This window comes from Streptomyces sp. NPDC037242 (genome assembly GCF_055604165.1).
The window spans coordinates 1-16,407 of the sequence record NZ_JBVJUY010000040.1; the positions used below are offsets into that span (position 1 = coordinate 1).

A 16,407-nucleotide genomic window follows, 5' to 3' on the forward strand; every position below is an offset into this window, starting at 1 on the left:
CCCCCCCCCCCCCCCCCCCCCCCCCCCCCCCCCCCCCCCCCCCCCCCCCCCCCCCCCCCCCCCCCCCCCCCCCCCCCCCCCCCCCCCCCCGCTGCCGTTGGATGCCGCCTAACGGGTGGCGGGGGCGTACGTGCGGCGCAGGAAGCGGCGCAGGGCGGCGATGTCGAACTGGACCACGGCGACGCCCTCGGGGGAGTGGAACTCCACGACGGCCTGTACCCGCCCGCAGGGCCAGACGCGTACGTCGCCGGTGCCGGTCGGGGCCTGGAGGCCCGCCTCCAGGAGGGCGCGGGGGAAGACCCACTCGTTGTCGGTGCCCTCGGGGGAGAGGCCGGCGGGGAAGACGATCCGTACGGCAAGGGGCTCGGCGGGGGCGAAGCGCAGCGCGACCGGGATGGCCCGGTAGAGCGGGTCGTCGGTGATCACCCGCGCGCGGACGCGCTCCTCGACGGCGGCGGCGACGGTGGCGGTCGCACCGGCGGTCGTGGGTGGATTCTCGGCGGTCGCAGACATCGACAAGACTCCTCGAATCGGAACATATCCGTCCGTATTGCCCCCAGCCTCGCACATTCCCACGAATCCGCGCGCCGCTATTTGTGATGTGGATGCTCTTGCCAACGGTTTGCAATTGGGCACTATCCTTGAACGGTTAAAGATTCGGTGAGTCTCACCGCGAGCACCACCGCAGAAGCGGAGCAGCCCCATGCATGTACCCGACGGCTTCATCGACGCCCCCGTCTCCATCGCCGCAGGCGTCGCAGCCGCCGGAGCGGTCGCCGTGAGCCTGCGCGGTGCCCGCCGGGAGCTCGACGAGCGGGCCGCGCCGCTCGCCGGCCTCGTCGCCGCCTTCATCTTCGCCGTCCAGATGCTCAACTTCCCGGTCGCCGCCGGTACCAGCGGCCACCTGCTGGGAGGGGCGCTCGCCGCGATACTCGTCGGCCCCTACACCGGCGTGCTGTGCGTGTCCGTGGTGCTGCTCATGCAGGGCGTCCTCTTCGCCGACGGCGGGCTGACCGCCCTCGGCGTCAACGTCTGGACCATGGGCGTCGTGACCGTGGTCGTCGCGTACGCGATCTTCCGCGGGCTGCTGAAGCTGCTGCCCGACACCCGCCGCTCGGTGACCGCGGCCGCCTTCGTCGGAGCGCTGGTCTCGGTGCCCGCCGCGGCCGCCATGTTCACCGTCTTCTACTCCCTCGGCGGCACCACCGACGTGCCCCTCGGCAAGGTGTTCGCCGCCATGGTCGGCGTCCACACGCTGATCGGCATCGGCGAGGCCGCCATCACCGCCGCGACCGTGGGCGCCGTACTGGCCGTACGCCCCGACCTGGTGCACGGTGCGCGCGGCCTGTCCGCGCCGCTGAAGCTGCGCGTCGGCGGCGAGCTCGTCGACGCTCCGGCCGCCGCAGCAGCCCCCGCTGCCGCCGCCGTCGCCGCCCGCTCGCCGAAGAAGGTGTGGGCCACCGGCCTGGTCACCGCCCTGGTCCTGGCCGGTTTCGTCTCCTTCTACGCCTCCGCCAGCCCCGACGGCCTGGAGAAGGTCGCCGCCGACAAGGGCATCGACCAGAAGGTGACCGAGCACGCGGCCGCCGACTCCCCGCTCGCCGACTACAGCGTCAAGGACGTCGACGACGCCCGCCTCTCCGGCGGCCTCGCCGGGGTCATCGGCGTCGGCGCGACCATCGCCGTGGGCACCGGGATCTTCTGGACGGTGCGCCGCCGCCGCACGGACGAGGCCGCCCCCGTCCCCTCGGCCCCGTCGGCCGCCTGACATGGGCGCGGGCCACGCCCACAAGCTCTACCGGCACGGGCACTCCCCGATCCACGCGCTGCCGCCGCACTGCAAGCTCGCCGCGGCCTTCGCCTTCGTGCTGGTCGTCGTGTCCACCCCGCGCGAGGCGGTGTGGGCCTTCGGCCTGTACGCCGTCCTCATCGCGGCGGTCACGGCCGCGGCCCGGATCCCGGCCGGCTTCCTGCTGCGCCGGCTGTTCATCGAGGTGCCCTTCGTCGCCTTCGCCGTGCTGATGCCCTTCGTGGCGCAGGGCGAGCGGGTCGACTTCCTCGGCATGTCGCTCAGCGTCTCCGGGCTGTGGGGCGCCTGGAACGTACTGGCCAAGGGCACGCTGGGCGTCGCCGCGTCCGTACTGCTCGCCTCGACGACCGAGCTGCGGGCGCTGCTGCTGGGCCTGCAGCGGTTGAAGCTGCCCCCGCTGCTCGTACAGATCGCCTCCTTCATGATCCGGTACGGGGACGTGATCACCGACGAGCTGCGCCGGATGTCGATCGCCCGCCGCTCGCGCGGCTTCGAGGCGCGCGGGATCCGGCACTGGGGTGTGCTGGCCAAGACCGCCGGCGCGCTGTTCATCCGCTCCTACGAGCGCGGCGAGCGGGTCCACCTCGCGATGGTCAGCCGCGGCTACACCGGCTCCATGCCGGTGATCGACGAAGTCGCCGCCACGCGCGCCCAGTGGGCGTACGCGGCCGTGCTCCCGGTGACGGCCCTCGCCGTCTGTCTGATGGGATGGACGCTGTGAACCACTCCGCTTCCCCCTCGCCCGCCTCCCCGCCCCCGCCCTCGCTGGAAGTGGCCGGTCTCGCCTACGCCTACCCGGACGGCCACCAGGCCCTCTTCGGGGTCGACCTGACCGTCGGCCGCGGCGAGCGGGTGGCCCTGCTCGGACCCAACGGCGCCGGCAAGACCACCCTGGTGCTGCACCTCAACGGCATCCTGGGCGGCGGGGTCGGCTCGGTGACGGTGGCGGGGCTGCCGGTGGCGAAGCGGCACCTCGCCGAGATCCGCCGCCGGGTCGGGATCGTCTTCCAGGACCCCGACGACCAGCTCTTCATGCCCACCGTCCGCGAGGACGTGGCCTTCGGCCCGGCCGCCGCCGGGATGCGCGGCGCCGAGCTGGAGACCCGCGTACGCGAAGCCCTGGAGCAGGTCGGGATGGCGGAGTTCGCCGACCGGCCGCCGCACCACCTGTCCTTCGGGCAGCGGCGCCGGGTCGCGGTGGCGACCGTACTGGCCATGCGGCCGGAGATCCTGGTCCTGGACGAGCCCTCGTCCAACCTGGACCCCGCCTCGCGGCGGGAGCTGGCGGACATCCTGCGCTCGCTGGACGTGACGGTGCTGATGGTGACGCACGACCTGCCGTACGCGCTGGAGCTGTGCCCGCGGGCGGTGGTCCTCAGCGAGGGGGTCATCGCGGCGGACGGCCGCACGCACGAGCTCCTGTGCGACGAGGAGCTGATGCGGGCCCACCGCCTGGAGCTCCCCTTCGGCTTCGACCCGCGTACGGCGCTCCTGACGCGTCCCTCGCACTGATCGGCGCCGCTCCGGGGACCCGGGGAAGCAGGGGCGTCCGGCGCGTGTTGCACTGCGACGTGGGCGCCGTCGGGGCGCCGCGGCACGTGCGGGGAGCAGACGTGGATGTCCACGGGACGGTGACAGAGGGCTTCGAGCCCGTCAGGGACGCGTTCGCGCGCAACTTCGAGGTGCTCGGGGACCGGGGCGCGGCCGTGTCCGTGTACCGGGACGGCCGCAAGGTCGTCGACCTGTGGGGCGGCACGAAGGACGCGAACGGCACCGAGCCCAGGGCCCCCTGGACGGAGGACACCGCGCAGATCGTCCGCTCGGCGACCAAGGGCGTGGCCGCGGCCGTGCCGCTGCTGCTGCACCAGCGCGGGCTGCTGGACCTGGACGCGCCGGTGAGCTCGTACTGGCCGGAGTTCAAGGCGGGCGGCAAGGAGAAGACGCTGGTCCGCCACCTGCTCGCGCACCAGGCCGGGGTGCCCGCGCTGGACCGGGGCCTGACCATGGAGCAGGCGGCCGACGGGGTGTCCGGGCCCCGTGCGGTCGCGGCGCAGCAGGCCTTCTGGGAGCCGGGCACCGCGCACGGCTACCACGCGCAGACCTTCAGCTGGCTGCTGTCCGAGCTGGTGCTGCGGGCGACCGGCCGCACCGTGGGCTCGATCCTGGCCGAGGAGATCGCCGAGCCGCTCGGGCTCGACTTCTGGATCGGCCTGCCGGAGGCCGAGGCGCACCGGGTGGGCCGGGTGGCGCCCGTCGACCCGCCGCAGAGCGCGGGCCTGCTGCGGACCCGGCCGAGGAGAAACGTTTCCGAGGCCTACGCCGACCCGAACTCCCTCACCCGCCGCGCCTTCGCGGCCATCGACCCGCTGCCCGACGAGAACGACCCCGTCTACCAGGCCGCCGAGCTCCCCGGCTCGGCCGGCATCGGCACGGCACGCGCTCTGGCCCGCTTCTACGCCGCCACCATCGGCGTGGTCGAGGACGGCGCGCGGATCTTCACCCCGGCGACCACGGCGCTGGCCGCGCGGGAGTTCGCGGCCGGCCCGGACCGGGTCCTGGTGGTGGGCACGCGCTTCGGGCCGGGCTACATGCTGCACGGCCCCGCCTCTCCGCTGCTGTCCCCGGCCTCCTTCGGCCACCCGGGCCGCGGTGGCTCTCTGGCGTTCGCGGACCCGGAGGCGGGGGTCGGATTCGGCTACGTCACCAACGCCCACGCCAAGTCGGTCACCGCCGACCCGAGGGCCCAGTCCCTGGTCAGGGCCCTCCAGTCGGTCCTCTAGGTCGTGTCGTCAAAGTCCCGTCTGGCCGGCGGGGCCTTCGGGCGACCGACGCCACTTTGACGACACTCCCTAGGGCCGCGGGGCCCCTTCCCGTACGTCGGCCAGTACGGCCCCCGCGTGCCCGATCAGGTCCCGCGGGGCCATCGGGAACACCGAGTGCGGGGTGCCGGCGGCCGCCCAGACCACCTCGTGCGCGAGCAGCGAGCGGTCCGCGAGCACCCGGGTGCGGGTGCGGTGGCCGAAGGGCGGCACACCGCCGATGGCGTACCCGGTGGTCTCGCGCACCAGCGCCGCGTCGGCCCGGGTCACCTCGGCCGCGCCGAGCTCCCGGCGCACCGCGTCCACGTCCACGCGGGACGCCCCGTCCATGAGGACCAGTACGGGGACGCCGTCCGCGGCGAACACCAGCGACTTGGCGATCTGGCTCAGCTCGCAGCCGATCGCGGCGGCGGCGTCCGCGGCGGTGCGGGTGCCGTCCGGGAAGGTGCGGACGTCCAAGCCGTCGAGGCCGAGCTCCGCGAGGGCTTCGGCGAAGCGGGGGTGCGCAGTCGTCATGCGCCGACGCTACCCCCGCCCCGCCCCTTGGCGCGGCCGGATTTACGCGGGTGCGGCGCCGTTGCCCGGGGGCCGGCCCCCGACCCCCGCCTCAAGCTCCCCCGGCTACCGCTGGGACGGGCCCCCGGGCCGGGCCGGATCCAGGCCCGGGCGCCGGGCGGAGGGGGCCCCGTATCCCGCCACCGCCCGAGGCCCGCGCAGCGGTGCGAGGGGCGCGTCAGGAATTGAGGACCTGCGCGACGATCGGGCCCGCCGCGTCCGAGCCGTGGCCGCCGCCCTCGACCATCGCGGCCGCGGCCACGTCACCGCTGAAGCCGGTGAACCAGCTGTCCGGGCTGCTGGCCGCGCCGCCGACCTCCGCCGAGCCGGTCTTCGCGCCCTTGTCGGAGCCGGTGACCGAGGCCATCGCGCCCTGCGCCGTACCGCTGGTGGCCGTCAGCTTCATCATCCGTACGAGCTGCGCGGCCACCGCCGGCTTCATCGGCCGCGAGGCACGGGCCAGGTCGCGTCCGTCCAGCGAGGCCTTGACGACCACCGGCTGGCGGAACACCCCGGTCCGGGCGGTCGCCGTGATGGACGCGATGTTCAGCGGGTTCATCCGGATCTGCCCCTGGCCGATGTACTCCGCCGCCGCGGCCGCGCCCGACGCCTCCGGCACGTCGCCGTCGAAGCTGGGGATGCCGGTCTTCCACTGCTGGCCGATGCCGAAGACCTCGCGCGCCTCCTTGGGCAGCGCCGCGTTGTCGCCCACCGGCTTGATCTGCTTGATGAAGGCGGTGTTGCACGACTGGGCGAAGCTCGTCGCGAAGGGCTCGTTGTCGAGCTTGAAGTCGTTCATGTTCTTGAAGGTGCGGCCGTCCCACGACACCGTCGCCGGGCACTCGGCCACCTTGTCGGCCGCCACCAGCCCGCGGTCGATCAGCATCGCCCCCGTCACGATCTTCATCGTGGAGCCGGGCGCCCGCCCGCCCAGCATGGCCGCGTTGAAGCCGTCCTTGCGGTGGTTGGCGATGGCCAGGATGTCCCCGGTGCTCGGCTTGACGGCGACCACCGAGGCCTCGGGGAACCGCCCGACCGCCTTCTCCGCCGCCGCCTGCACGTCGGCGTCCAGCACGGTCTCGATCCGCCCCGGCTTGCCCTCCGCCAGCGTCAGCAGGTTCCGTCGGGGGGCGTCCTGGGCGGCCGGCTCGATCCACATCTCGGAGCCGGCGGTGCCGCCCGCCTTCTCCCCGTACGTCTTGCGCAGCGAGTCCAGTACCGGCCGCAGCGAGGGGTACAGCTCGGCCGTCAGCTCCTTGCCGTTGCGGTCGACGGCCTTGACCGGCGGGCTCGGCGGGGTGCCCGCGCGCAGCCTGTCGCCCTTCTGGAGCTGCGGGTGGATGACCTCGGGCTGCCAGTCGACCAGCGGCAGGCCGCTGGTGATCCCGCGCACCACCGTCAGCTTGGACTCGTACGCGAGGGGCTTGGTCACGCCCTCGTACGTGATCTCGGCGGCGACGGTGAACGGCACCATGGTGCCGGTCGGCGTGCCCGGGGTGATCGCGGCCTTGGCGACGTAGGCCTTGGCCGCGTAGTCCGCGACGGCCGTCTGGGCCTCCTGCGGGTTGTTCGTCAGGTCGGCGGCCGCCCGGGCGTCCCCGGCGGCCCATGCGGCGAGGAACGCCTTGGCGGTCTCGGCGATCTCCTTCTCGCTGACGGGCCCGCTGCCCTTCGCCGGCTTCTGCGGCGCCCCGCCGACCGCGCCGCCCTTCTTGTCGTCCCCGTTTCCGCCGGCGTCCCCCACCAGCGCGTACACCCCGTACCCGGCCCCGCCCAGCATCGCCAGCAATGCACCGCCGACGATGGCACCCTTCGCCGCCCCGTTCACGTAAATCCCCGTTCGTTCCCCGTGTCGTAGGTCCTGAACATGTTCAAGAACCTCTGGGGTGGACCTTACGCTGAGCGAGCACGTGCACGTGCTGTTGTTACCGGACCGGAACTATCCGTCAGACCCAGGTGTCCAGCCACATCCGGTTGCGCCAGGAGTCCATCGGCAGGGTCTGGCCCGTGTAGATCGGCCAGAAATAGATGAAGTTCCACACGATCAGGAGCACCAGCACACCCGCACCGATCGCCCCCAGGGCGCGCCGGCGCTCCGAGGAGCCCGCCGGGCCCAGCATGGCGCCGATCATCATCGCCACCGCCAGGCACAGGTACGGCAGGAAGACCACCGCGTAGAAGAAGAAGATCGTCCGTTCCTGGTAGTTGAACCAGGGCAGCAGACCCGCGCCCAGGGCGCAGGCGACGGCGCCCGCCCGCCAGTCGCGGCGGAAGATCCAGCGCCACAGCACGTACAGCAGCGCGAAGCAGCCCGCCCACCACAGCAGCGGGGTGCCCAGGGCCAGGACCTCGCGGGCGCACTTGGCCGTCTCCGTGGCCGGGCAGCCGTCGGTGCCGGGCGCGGGGGACTCGTAGAAATAGGAGACGGGCCGCCCCAGGACCAGCCAGCTCCACGGGTTGGACTCGTAGGTGTGCCCCGAGGTCAGGCCGACGTGGAACTTGTAGACCTCGGTCTCGTAGTGCCACAGGCTGCGCAGCCACTCCGGCAGGAAGGAGAGCGAACTGTGCTGGTCGTTGTTGGCCGCCCAGTCGCGGAAGTAGCCGCCCTTGCCGTTGTCCGGGCTCAGGATCCAGCCGAGCCAGGACGTCAGGTACACGGCCACCGCCACCGGGACGGTGGACAGGAAGCCGGGCAGCGCGTCGCGGCGCAGCATCGCGGCGTACGGCGCGCCCGCGCCCGCGGTGCGGCGGGCCGCGGCGTCCCACAGCACGGTCAGGACACCGAAGAAGGCCAGCACCACCAGGCCGTTCCACTTCGTACCGAAGGCCAGGCCCAGGCAGATGCCGGCCAGGATCCGGTACGGGCGCCAGCCCAGGTTCAGGGTCTCGGCGATCCGCACGTCCGGACGGGTCCGGCCCTCCTCGTCCACCGGGAGCGCCGCCGCGAGCCGGGCCCGCGCCTTGTCCCGGTCGATGACCAGCGCCCCGAAGGCGGCCAGGATGAAGAACATCAGGACCAGGTCGAGCAGCGCGGTCCGGCTCATCACCAGGTGCAGGCCGTCCACCGCCATCAGCGCGCCGGCCAGGCAGCCGAGGAACGTGGAGCGGAACAGGCGCCGCCCGATCCGGCACAGCATCAGCACGGACAGGGTGCCGAGCAGGGCGGTCATGAACCGCCAGCCGAACGGATCGAAGCCGAACATCCACTCGCCGAGCCCGATCACCCATTTGCCGACGGGCGGGTGCACGACGTAGCCCGGCTCCAGCGGTAGCGGGACCCCGTCGGGGTTGGCGAGGATCGACTTGTCGATGTCCTTGGGCCAGCTCGCCTCGTAACCCTGCCGGACCGTGGCCCAGGCGTCCTTGGCGTAGTACGTCTCGTCGAATATCACCGCCTTCGGGCTGCCCAGGTGCGCGAACCGCAGCACGCCGGCGACCAGCGCCACCAGCAGCGGCCCCGCCCACGCCAGCACCCGCTGCCAGTGGGCCGTCGCCGCGGCCGGGACGCCGAGCGCCGTCCACAGCTGCGCCGAGGGCCGGGCGTACGGGGGCACCAGCCGGGTCCGCACGTCCGCGCGGCGCGCGGACCCGGCCGGCGGCACGTAGCCGAAGCCGCGCAGGCGGCGCAGCCAGACGGACGGCTGGGCGGCGGAGTCGCGCCCCGCCTCGGAGGAGGGCGGGGCCCCCGCGGAGCTGGGCGGCGGCGTCGCGGTACTGGTCACCGGGTCATCGTAGGGAACGCCGCTGTGAGTGCACCGGCGGCAGGGGCATCAAGGAGCGTCGGGCGGCGCGGCCGGAGCGCCCGTGACGGCTGAGAGGATGGTGCGGTGACCACTGACCAGCCCCGCGCCACCGACACCACCCCCTCGCACGGCGCCCCCGGCGCCCCCGGCGTCCTCGTGCTCGCCGGAACCCCGATCGGCGACCTCGCCGACGCCCCGCCGCGGCTCGCGGCCGAGCTGGAGCGGGCCGACGTGGTCGCCGCCGAGGACACCCGCCGGCTGCGCCGCCTCACCCAGGGCCTGGGCGTGCACACCACCGGGCGCGTCCTTTCGTACTTCGAGGGCAACGAGTCCGCGCGCACCCCGGAGCTGGTCGAGGCGCTGGAGGAGGGCAAGCGGGTGCTGCTGGTGACCGACGCGGGCATGCCGTCGGTCTCCGACCCCGGCTATCGGCTGGTCGCCGCCGCCGTGGAGAAGGACATCAAGGTCACGGCCGTGCCCGGGCCCTCCGCCGTGCTCACCGCGCTCGCGCTGTCCGGACTGCCGGTGGACCGGTTCTGCTTCGAGGGCTTCCTGCCGCGCAAGGCGGGCGAGCGCCTGAGCCGGCTGCGCGAGGTGGAGGGCGAGCGGCGCACGCTCGTCTACTTCGAGGCCCCGCACCGGCTCGACGACACCCTGGCCGCGATGGCCGAGGTGTTCGGCGCCGGCCGCCGGGCCGCCGTGTGCCGCGAGCTGACCAAGACCTACGAGGAGGTCAAGCGCGGCGGACTCGGCGAGCTGGCCGCCTGGGCGGCGGAGGGCGTGCGCGGCGAGATCACCGTCGTGGTCGAGGGCGCCCCGGCCGCGGCGCCGGGCGACGTGGACGCCGAGGAGCTCGTGCGCCGGGTGAAGGTGCGCGAGGAGGCCGGGGAACGGCGCAAGGAGGCCATCGCGGCGGTGGCGGCCGAGGCCGGCGTACCCAAGCGCGAGGTCTTCGACGCCGTCGTCGCGGCAAAGAATGCGGCACAAAAGGTGCCGTAAGTCGGTAAAGGGATAACCTGAAAAGCAAAGCCCAGACAAGCTCAGACCGCGCACCGGGCGCTTTGGGCATGGAGTCGCCCAAAGACCGTCCAACACTAGACAGGGCCTGATGCGCTCCCGCCCGAAGAGGCGTCCACTGGCAATGGCACCAGTGGAACAAGAGGAGCTGGCATGAGTGAGATCGCTGACACCCCGGTACCCGTACCCGTCGCCGCACCCGACGCCGGCTCCGACCCTGCCGTGCAGACCGTGCACGAGGCCTATTCGTTCGCCTGCATGAGGTGCGGATACGGCTGGGAGCAGGCGTACGAGATCGAACACCACGTCGACGGCAAGGGCCAGCCGTTCATCATGTACACGGTCAAGGGCGAGCGGGTGCCCTCGCCGCTGTCCAACCCGACCTGCCTGAACTGCGGCGGCCACGTCGTACGCATCATGCGGGCCGGCCAGGTCTCCTCCGTGCTCGGCATGATCGACCACCTCTACCACCACCGCATCGCCCCCGGGATCGCCGGACCCGTGCCCGCGGGCGAGAACGTCCCCCGGCCCCCGAAGCCGCGCAAGGCGACCCGGCTGCACGACGCACCGGGACCCGTCTCGCTCGACGAGGCCCGGCGCAGCCAGGGCCTGCTCGGCCGCCTCATGGGGTTCTTCCGCCGGTCATAAGATCGGCCGTATGAGCACCAGCACCGCTTCGAAGGACGCACCGCCGCCGCTGCCCGAACCCCTCCGGGTGGCGGTGGCGGACTCGCACACCCACCTGGACATGCAGTTGGGCACCGTCGAGGAGGGCCTGGCCAAGGCCGCGTCCGTCGGCGTGACCACCGTGGTCCAGGTCGGCTGCGACGTGAAGGGCTCGCGCTGGGCCGCCGAGACCGCCGCCGCGTACGAGAACGTCCACGCGGCCGTGGCCCTTCACCCGAACGAAGCCCCCCGCATCGTGCACGGCGATCCCGACGGCTGGTCCCGGCAGGGCGCGCGGGCCGGCGGCGGCGAGGCCGCGCTCGACGAGGCGCTGGCCGAGATCGAGGCCCTCGCGGCGCTCCCGCACGTGAAGGCGGTCGGCGAGACCGGACTGGACTACTTCCGCACCGGCCCCGAGGGGATGGCCGCGCAGGAGCGTTCCTTCCGGGCCCACATCGAGATCGCCAAGCGCCAGGGCAAGGCACTGGTCATCCACGACCGCGAGGCCCACGCCGACGTGCTGCGCGTACTGCGCGAGGAGGGCGCGCCGGAGCGGACCGTCTTCCACTGCTACTCCGGGGACGCGGAGATGGCCCGCGAGTGCGCCGCCGCCGGGTACTACATGTCCTTCGCCGGGACCGTCACCTTCAAGAACGCCGTGCCCCTGCGCGAGGCCCTGGCGGTCGCCCCCCTGGAGCTGGTGCTCGTGGAGACGGACGCGCCCTACCTCACCCCCGCGCCGTACCGCGGACGGCCCAACGCGCCGTACCTCATTCCGCTGACGGTACGGGCGATGGCCGCGGTCCGCGGCATCGACGAGGACGCCATGGCGACGGCGCTGGCAGCGAACACGGCGCGCGCCTTCGGGTACTGATCCGCCGGGCGCGCCGCCACGCTGGGTAGTCGCCCGGCTTTGGTGAGTGACGGTCGCTCCGCTAGGGTGCCGTGCCCGAAGCAGCGGGGACGGACCAGCGGAGCGAGCGTCGTGAGCGATAGCCCTTTCACGGGGGTGTACGGGGACGGGGCCGGACCGGTGTCCTGGCCCGCCCCCGGCCCGTACCCGGATCCGGATCCGTACGCGGACCGGGACCCGTACGCGCAGTCGTACGCGGATCCGTACGCGAACCCCGGCCCCGGCCGGGAGCCCGAGCCCGGCGTGCCCTCGCCCCGGGGCGGCTCCGGGCGCCGCCGGCGCACCGAGACGGGCCCGCCGCCCGGCCCGGACCCCGCCGACGGGACCGCAGGTGGCACGGCCACCGCCACCCTGGACGCGCCCGTGGCACCCGGCACGGGCAGGCGCCGCGGCGCGGCGATGCCCGACGGCGGCCCGGGCGCCGCGCCGCCGCAGCCCGCGCCCGCGACCGCGCCCGCCCCGCCCGGCACCGGCAGGCGCCGGGCCGCCCCCGCGCCCACCCCGGCCGGGACCTGGCGGCGGATCGTGCCGCAGGCCCTGGTCGTCGCGTTCCTGGCGGGCGGCACCACCGCCTTCGTCGCCGCCGACAAGACCGTGCGGCTCACCGTGGACGGGGTCCCGCGGACCCTGCACACCTTCGCCGACGACGTCGACGAACTGCTCGCCTCCGAAGGACTCGGCGTCGGACCCCACGACCTCGTCGCCCCGACCCCCGGCGAGGCCCTGGACGACGGCGACCGGGTCGTCGTCCACTACGGCCGCCCCCTGCGGCTCACCGTCGACGGACAACAGCGCCAGGTGTGGACCACCGCCCGCACCGTGGACGGAGCCCTGCGCCAGTTCGGCATCCGAGTCGAGGGCGCCTACCTCTCCACCCCGCGCACCGCGCCCGTCCCGCGCGTCGGCCTGACCCTCGCCGTGCGCACCGAACGCAGCATCACCTTCATGGCCGACGGCCGCGAGACCACCCTGCGCACCAACGCCGCCACCGTCCAGGAGGCCCTCGGCCAGGCCGGCATCACCCTGCACGGCCAGGACACCACCTCGGTACCCGCCGGATCCTTCCCGCGCGACGGCCAGACCGTCACCGTGCTGCGCATCACCGGCACCCGCGAGGTCCGCGAGGAACGCATCCCGTACGAGACCGAGAAGGTCAAGGACGCCGGGCTCTTCGCCGGCACCGAAGTCGTCGAGCGCGCAGGCCGGCCCGGGGCGCGCCGGGTCACCTACAGCCTGCGCACCGTCAACGGGGTCCGGCAGAAACCCCGCCGGATCGCCGAGGAGACGGTCCGCGAGCCGGTCACGCAGCTCGTCAAGGTCGGCACGAAGCCGCTGCCGACCTCCGTCGCCGGCGCGGACGGCCTCGACTGGGGCGCGCTGGCCCACTGCGAGTCCGGCGGCCGCCCCGGCGCGACCGACCCGTCGGGCACGTACGGCGGGCTGTACCAGTTCGACGTACGCACCTGGCAGTCCCTCGGCGGCAACGGCCGCCCCCAGGACGCCCCGGGCGCGGAACAGACGTACCGGGCCAAGAAGCTCTACGTGCAGAGGGGGGCGAGCCCCTGGCCCCACTGCGGCCGCAGGCTCACACGGGGTTGAGCACCCCTGCCGATCTGAGACGCTTTACCGGTGAGCACCGCAGAGCAGCAGCCCGAAAAAACTCCTGACGCCCTTCTCGGCGCGGCCGACATCCGAGAGCTGGCCGCCGCCCTCGGCGTACGCCCGACGAAGCAGAAGGGCCAGAACTTCGTCATCGACGCCAACACGGTGCGCCGCATCGTGCGCACCGCCGAGGTGCGGCCCGACGACGTGGTCGTCGAGGTCGGGCCGGGCCTGGGCTCGCTGACGCTCGCGCTGCTGGAGGCCGCGGACCGCGTCGTCGCCGTCGAGATCGACGACATCCTGGCCGCGGCGCTGCCCGCCACCATCGAGGCACGGATGCCGGAGAAGAAGGACCGCTTCGCGCTGGTCCACTCCGACGCGATGCTCGTGGAGGAACTCCCCGGACCGGCGCCGACCGCGCTGGTCGCGAACCTGCCGTACAACGTGGCCGTGCCGGTGCTGCTGACCATGCTCGACCGGTTCCCCAGCATCGAGCGGACCCTGGTCATGGTGCAGGCGGAGGTCGCCGACCGGCTCGCCGCCGAGCCGGGCAACAAGGTGTACGGAGTCCCCTCCGTCAAGGCCAACTGGTACGCGCACGTCAAGCGCGCCGGGGCCATCGGCCGCAAGGTCTTCTGGCCCGCGCCCAACGTCGACTCCGGTCTCGTCTCGCTCGTGCGGCGCACCGAGCCGATCAAGACCACCGCCTCCAAGGCGGAGGTCTTCGCGGTGGTCGACGCGGCCTTCGCGCAGCGCCGCAAGACGCTGCGCGCCGCACTGGCCGGCTGGGCCGGCTCGGCGGCGGGCGCGGAGGCGGCCCTGGTCGCCGCCGGCATCTCGCCGCAGGCCCGCGGGGAGTCGCTGACGGTGGAGGAGTTCGCCGCGATCGCCGAGCACAAGCCGGCGGAGCAGAGGCCCGCGCTGTGAGCGGGACGGCGAGCGTGACCGTACGCGTCCCGGCGAAGGTCAACGTGCAGCTGGCGGTCGGCGCGGCGCGCCCCGACGGCTTCCACGACCTGGCGAACGTCTTCCTCGCGGTCTCCCTGTACGACGAGGTCACCGTGACCCCCGCCGACGAGCTGACGGTCACCTGCACCGGCCCGGACGCGGACCAGGTCCCGCTGGACCGCACGAACCTCGCGGCGCGGGCGGCGCAGATCCTCGCGGCCCGGGGCGGCGTCGCCCCCGACGTGCACATCCACATCGCCAAGAACATCCCGGTCGCGGGCGGCATGGCGGGCGGCAGCGCCGACGGCGCGGCGGCCCTGCTGGCCTGCGACGCGCTGTGGGGCCTGGGCACCGCGCGCGGGGACCTGCTCGACATCTGCGCCGAACTGGGCAGCGACGTCCCCTTCAGCCTGGTGGGCGGCGCGGCGCTGGGCACGGGGCGCGGCGAGGTCCTGAGCCCGCTCGACGCGGGTGGGTTCCACTGGGTGTTCGCCGTCGCCGACGGCGGGCTGTCCACCCCTGCGGTGTTCCGCGAGTTCGACCGGCTGGCCGAGGGGCGCGAGATCCCGGTCCCGCAGGCCTCCCCGGAGCTCCTGGCGGCCCTCGCCTCGGGTGACCCGGACGCGCTGGCGGCGACCCTGGCCAACGACCTCCAGCCCGCCGCGCTCTCGCTGCGGCCCCAGCTGGCCGACACCCTCGCGGCGGGCACCGCGGCCGGGGCGCTGGCCTCGCTGGTCTCCGGCTCGGGGCCCACGACGGCCTTCCTGTGCCGCGACGCGGAAACCGCCGAGAAGGTGGCCGCGGCCCTGGCCGCCTCGGGAACCTGCCGCGCCACCCGCGTGGCCGCCTCCCCGGCGCCGGGAGCCACCGTCCTGCCGTCCTGACCCCGTCGGCGCCCCCGCGCCCGCCCGTACTCAGGCCCGGATTGAGTACCCGCACCCTGGTGGGGGGTGCGGGCCGGCCGCGACCGTACGGGTATGGGACACACCGCCTCCGAACTCGCCGCCGCGACACCCGCCACCCGGGACCGCTACGTCGACCTGCTGCGCGTCGCCTCGCTCGGCACCGTCATCTGCGGGCACTGGCTGATGGCCGCGGTCAGCGCGGACGGGATAGGCAACCTGCTCGCGCTGCTGCCGCCGCTCCAGCTGCTGACCTGGGGGCTCCAGGTCATGCCGGTGTTCTTCTTCGTCGGGGGCTTCTCCCACGCCCTGTCCTACCGGTCCCTGCGCCGCAAGGCCGACGGGCCCGTGTACGCAGCCTTCCTGCGGGCCCGGCTGCAGCGGCTGCTGCGTCCCACGCTGGTCTTCGTCCTCGTGTGGACCGCCGTCGCGCTCGCCGTGCAGCTCGCCGGCGGCGGCGACGGGCGGCTCTCCGGGGCCGCGCTGCGGCTGGTGACGCAGCCGCTGTGGTTCATCGGGATCTACCTCGCCATGGTCGCCTTCACCCCGCCGCTGCTGAGGCTGCACGAACGGTGGGGCTGGGGGGCCTTCGCCGCGCTCGCGGGCGCGGCCGCGCTGGTCGACGTGCTGCGCTTCGCGCTCGGTGTGCCGTACGTGGAGTTCCTGAACTTCGGCTTCGTCTGGCTCGCCGTCCACCAGCTCGGCTTCCTGCGCGCCGACGGCCGCCTCGGCCTGCCGCGCCGCCCCGCGGTGCTCGCCGCCGCCGGGCTGCTGGGCGCCGTCGCCCTGGTGGCGTACGGGCCCTACCCGCTCTCCATGGTCGGGATGCCCGGCGAGAAGGTCTCCAACATGGCCCCGCCCACCCTCGCCCTGCTGTGCCACGGGATGTGGCTCGTGGGCGCCGTGGAACTGCTCAGGCACCCCGCCACCCGGCTGCTGGCCCGGCCCCGCGCCTGGCGCGCGGTCGTCGCCGCCAACGGCGTCGCCATGACCGCCTTCCTCTGGCACCTCACCGCCATGCTGGCGGTGTACGCCGTCCAGCTCGGCCTGGGCCTCGCGCTCCCCGAACCCGCCTCCGCGGCGTGGTGGGCGCAGGTGCCGGTACGGATGGCGGCCGCGGCCGCGCTGACCGGCGTACTGGTGGCCGCCTTCCGGCGCTTCGAGGCCCCCGGCAAGGCCGTGGGGAGCGGCGCCCCCGCCGGCTCCGGGCCCCGCGCCGCCGTCGGGACCACCCTGTGCCTGCTCGGTGTCCTCGGGCTCTCCATGACCGGCCTCGGCGGCCTCCTGGACGGCCACAGCGCCACCCTGATCGCGCTCCCGCTGACCGCACCGGCCGCGATCGCCATGGCCGTCGGGGGCGCCCTGCTGGTGGAACGGTCCGCCTCCCCCCGGAGGGTTAGGCTGAGGGGCTGATCCACACCCCTTCCCTGGA

15 protein-coding genes are annotated in these 16,407 nt (G+C 74.1%); 11 read left to right on the forward strand and 4 right to left on the reverse strand.

Annotated elements, in window-relative coordinates:
* Positions 1-108: 108 nt before the first annotated feature.
* The gene (locus tag ACZ7GJ_RS33570; RefSeq protein ID WP_470757093.1) at positions 109-513 is read right to left on the reverse strand and encodes an SsgA family sporulation/cell division regulator; all 405 of its coding nucleotides are present in this window, start codon (positions 511-513) and stop codon (positions 109-111) included.
* Positions 514-703: 190 nt separating this feature from the next.
* Here ACZ7GJ_RS33570 and ACZ7GJ_RS33575 point away from each other — a divergent pair, with 190 nt between their 5' ends.
* The 4 genes from ACZ7GJ_RS33575 (at position 704) to ACZ7GJ_RS33590 (ending at position 4,590) form a co-directional block, all read left to right on the forward strand.
* Positions 704-1,768, forward strand: a complete 1,065-nt coding sequence (locus ACZ7GJ_RS33575) for an energy-coupling factor ABC transporter permease (RefSeq protein ID WP_470757095.1) — start codon at positions 704-706, stop codon at positions 1,766-1,768.
* 1 nt (position 1,769) lies between these two features.
* Positions 1,770-2,531 carry a cobalt ECF transporter T component CbiQ gene (cbiQ, locus tag ACZ7GJ_RS33580; RefSeq protein ID WP_470757097.1) on the forward strand — a complete coding sequence of 254 codons (762 nt, stop codon included), beginning with the start codon at positions 1,770-1,772 and terminating at the stop codon, positions 2,529-2,531.
* Positions 2,519-3,322 carry an energy-coupling factor ABC transporter ATP-binding protein gene (locus ACZ7GJ_RS33585; protein ID WP_470757099.1) on the forward strand — a complete coding sequence of 268 codons (804 nt, stop codon included), beginning with the start codon at positions 2,519-2,521 and terminating at the stop codon, positions 3,320-3,322. Before cbiQ ends, ACZ7GJ_RS33585 begins: the two co-directional genes overlap by 13 nt.
* Before the next feature lie 101 nt (positions 3,323-3,423).
* A complete protein-coding gene (locus ACZ7GJ_RS33590; RefSeq protein WP_470757101.1) occupies positions 3,424-4,590 on the forward strand; it encodes a serine hydrolase domain-containing protein in 1,167 nt (388 codons plus the stop codon).
* A 69-nt stretch (positions 4,591-4,659) separates the two neighbouring features.
* Here the strand turns inward: ACZ7GJ_RS33590 and ACZ7GJ_RS33595 are convergent, their stop codons facing one another.
* From ACZ7GJ_RS33595 to ACZ7GJ_RS33605, 3 genes are all read right to left on the reverse strand, one after another.
* A complete protein-coding gene (locus ACZ7GJ_RS33595) occupies positions 4,660-5,145 on the reverse strand; it encodes a YbaK/EbsC family protein (protein WP_470757103.1) in 486 nt (161 codons plus the stop codon).
* A 217-nt stretch (positions 5,146-5,362) separates the two neighbouring features.
* Positions 5,363-7,012, reverse strand: coding sequence for a penicillin-binding transpeptidase domain-containing protein (locus ACZ7GJ_RS33600; RefSeq protein WP_470757105.1), 1,650 nt, complete (start codon positions 7,010-7,012; stop codon positions 5,363-5,365).
* A gap of 118 nt (positions 7,013-7,130) precedes the next feature.
* Positions 7,131-8,906 (reverse strand): dolichyl-phosphate-mannose--protein mannosyltransferase, encoded by a 1,776-nt coding sequence (locus ACZ7GJ_RS33605; RefSeq protein ID WP_470757107.1) that lies wholly within the window; start codon positions 8,904-8,906, stop codon positions 7,131-7,133.
* Positions 8,907-9,011: 105 nt separating this feature from the next.
* Between ACZ7GJ_RS33605 and rsmI the strand changes: the two genes are divergently transcribed.
* The 7 genes from rsmI (at position 9,012) to ACZ7GJ_RS33640 (ending at position 16,388) form a co-directional block, all read left to right on the forward strand.
* Complete coding sequence (gene rsmI / locus ACZ7GJ_RS33610; RefSeq protein ID WP_470757109.1) at positions 9,012-9,926, forward strand: 16S rRNA (cytidine(1402)-2'-O)-methyltransferase; 915 nt, start codon at positions 9,012-9,014, stop codon at positions 9,924-9,926.
* 171 nt (positions 9,927-10,097) lie between these two features.
* Positions 10,098-10,592 carry a hypothetical protein gene (locus tag ACZ7GJ_RS33615; protein WP_470757111.1) on the forward strand — a complete coding sequence of 165 codons (495 nt, stop codon included), beginning with the start codon at positions 10,098-10,100 and terminating at the stop codon, positions 10,590-10,592.
* Between the two features lie 10 nt (positions 10,593-10,602).
* Entirely contained in the window at positions 10,603-11,484 is an 882-nt protein-coding gene (locus tag ACZ7GJ_RS33620) for a TatD family hydrolase (RefSeq protein ID WP_470757113.1), read from the forward strand.
* Between the two features lie 438 nt (positions 11,485-11,922).
* A complete protein-coding gene (locus ACZ7GJ_RS33625) occupies positions 11,923-13,122 on the forward strand; it encodes a ubiquitin-like domain-containing protein (RefSeq protein ID WP_470757202.1) in 1,200 nt (399 codons plus the stop codon).
* 30 nt (positions 13,123-13,152) lie between these two features.
* Entirely contained in the window at positions 13,153-14,052 is a 900-nt protein-coding gene (gene rsmA / locus ACZ7GJ_RS33630; RefSeq protein WP_365916755.1) for a 16S rRNA (adenine(1518)-N(6)/adenine(1519)-N(6))-dimethyltransferase RsmA, read from the forward strand.
* Positions 14,049-14,957: a 4-(cytidine 5'-diphospho)-2-C-methyl-D-erythritol kinase gene (locus ACZ7GJ_RS33635; RefSeq protein WP_470757116.1), complete on the forward strand. Its 909-nt coding sequence runs from the start codon at positions 14,049-14,051 to the stop codon at positions 14,955-14,957. Before rsmA ends, ACZ7GJ_RS33635 begins: the two co-directional genes overlap by 4 nt.
* Before the next feature lie 93 nt (positions 14,958-15,050).
* Entirely contained in the window at positions 15,051-16,388 is a 1,338-nt protein-coding gene (locus tag ACZ7GJ_RS33640; protein WP_470757117.1) for an acyltransferase family protein, read from the forward strand.
* Positions 16,389-16,407: the final 19 nt, after the last annotated feature.